The organism is Streptomyces sp. TRM68367 (assembly GCF_014495685.1).
Lineage (GTDB): Bacteria > Actinomycetota > Actinomycetes > Streptomycetales > Streptomycetaceae > Streptomyces.
Window position 1 is genome coordinate 1 of the sequence record NZ_JACTVI010000251.1, and the last position, 1,995, is coordinate 1,995.

Consider the following 1,995-nt stretch of genomic DNA (forward strand, 5'->3'; position numbering starts at 1 on the left):
CCGGAGTTCCGCAGCAGAGGTAGCGGCATAGTCGCTGGAAATAGGGTTTGACCTGCGAAAACACAGCATGGCCCGGTGACGTGGCGTGTCACTAGGCTGCGGTGAACGTGCTGGTCAGGCGGGTGTCGTCACTCCGAGGACCTTCTTGGGTGGTTCGACCTGTAGAGCGGTGAACAGGTCCTGCTGGGGCTTGGTGAGTTGGGTGGTCTGGCGGAAGGAGCCGGCCGGGCCGGTCAGGGTGACGGCGTGGACGCGCTGGAGCTGCTCGCGGATGCGGTTCCAGGTGGTCCCGGTGCGGGTCTCGGCGACGCGGATCAGCAGCAGCGCCAGCCAGCAGAGCAGGACGTGGGCGCGGATGCGGTCCTCGCGGCGGTGGTAGACCGGGCGGAGGTCGAGCAGTTGCTTCATGTCCCTCCAGCCTCGTTCCACTTCGAGGAGCTGCTTGTATCCCAGGGCGATGTCCTCGGCGCTCAGGTTCGGGGCGGAGGTCCGCAGCAGGTACTTGCCGTCGAGGTTTTCCTCGGCGGCGATCTTCTTCTTGTCGATCCGCAGCAGTCCGCCGGGGGTGGTCCGCAGGAACCGCTTCAGGCCGGGCTTGGTGGACAACTGCCCAACCAGGTGGGCGCGTTCGTCCTTCTTCAGCTTGTCGGTGCCGTCGATGGCCTGCTCCAGCTGCTCGACGAGCTTGGCGCGGACGGCTGCGTCACGTTTGGCCTGTTCGGGGTTGAAGCAGATCACGAACCGGTCGTCAGAGCCGATGTTGACCTCCTTGACCTGCATGTTGTCGCTCACGGTCGCATAGCGGCCGGGCCTGGCGAGGGCGGCCTTGACCTCCTGGGAGCCGGAGCGAAGCTTCTCGCCGATGATGTAGCCGCCGCCTGCCTGCATGAGCGCGCGGCGGTTGGCGGCGGAGGTGAAGCCGCGGTCGGCGACCCATACGACGCGTGAGAGGGACCATTCCCTCAGGTCGCGCTTGACCTGGCGGATCAGATCGGAATCCGCGGTCGCCCCGGGCCATGACCAGACACGGACCGGGATGCCGTCACGGGTGACGGCCATGCCGACGACGACCTGGGGCAGGTCATCACGGGAGTCCTTGGACTTGCCGTGGGCACGGAATCCCCGGTGGTGGGCGGCCTGTTGCGGGACACTGCTGTCGGGCAGAAGGCGGCCGTCGGCGTCGCGTGGGGAGGGCTCGTCGGCCTCCTCGGTCTCGAAGTAGGTGCTGGTGGTGTCGAAGAACAGCAGGTCCACTTCGAGGTTGAGCAGGTCGGTGACCTGGAAGTACACGTTTTTCGCCAGCGTCGGCTCTATCTGGAGCAGCCAGTCCATCGCCCGGTAGCAGGCGTCGTCGCTGACCTGCGGGAGGCCGTCGATGATCGTGTCGTGAGCGATCCAGTCGGTGGCGGCAAGCTTGCTGGAGGCATCCAGGGCGCGGTTGGCGGTCAGGGCGAACAGCACCCGCTCGACGCGGGAGGGAATCTTGCGGCCGGTCAACTCCTTCGCCATGACCTTGTCGATGCCCAGCCAGCGCCACAGGACGTCGAGCGCGTGCGCGGCGCCGAACGGACGGGAGTCGGTCAGGGCCAGGCCCTCGCCGGAGGCCGGCGGGGCCCCGGCCGGGTCCAGCATCCGGCCGAGCGCCGCAATGAGGCGTTCGATGGCCGGGCGGTCGAGCTGGTCCTCGCGGCCGAAGGAGTACAGGACCTTGGTGCGGGATGCCTTGGCGACCGGGTCCCACTCGTTGTGAGCGAGCTGGAGGTAGCGCACGGTCTTACCGTCGCGGCCCTTGCGCGTGGATGACTTCACGTACACGGGCAGCGACCTTACCAGGTGCGATCCCTAGCTGACTCCGCTGAATCACCAGGTCACAGCTATGTATCCGATCCCATGTGTCACTAGGGATTCTGAGCCGTGCCGCTATGCCTGAACGCGCTGACCAGCAACTTCACCACGCAGCACCTGCCAGGAGACCGATTTGCTGCGGAACCCGGG

General features: G+C 66.7%; 1 protein-coding gene. It reads right to left on the minus strand.

Annotated elements, in window-relative coordinates:
- Positions 1–114 precede the first annotated feature (114 nt).
- Positions 115–1,815, minus strand: a complete 1,701-nt coding sequence (locus H8R17_RS45290) for an IS1634 family transposase (protein ID WP_187828967.1) — start codon at positions 1,813–1,815, stop codon at positions 115–117.
- Positions 1,816–1,995 lie beyond the last annotated feature (180 nt).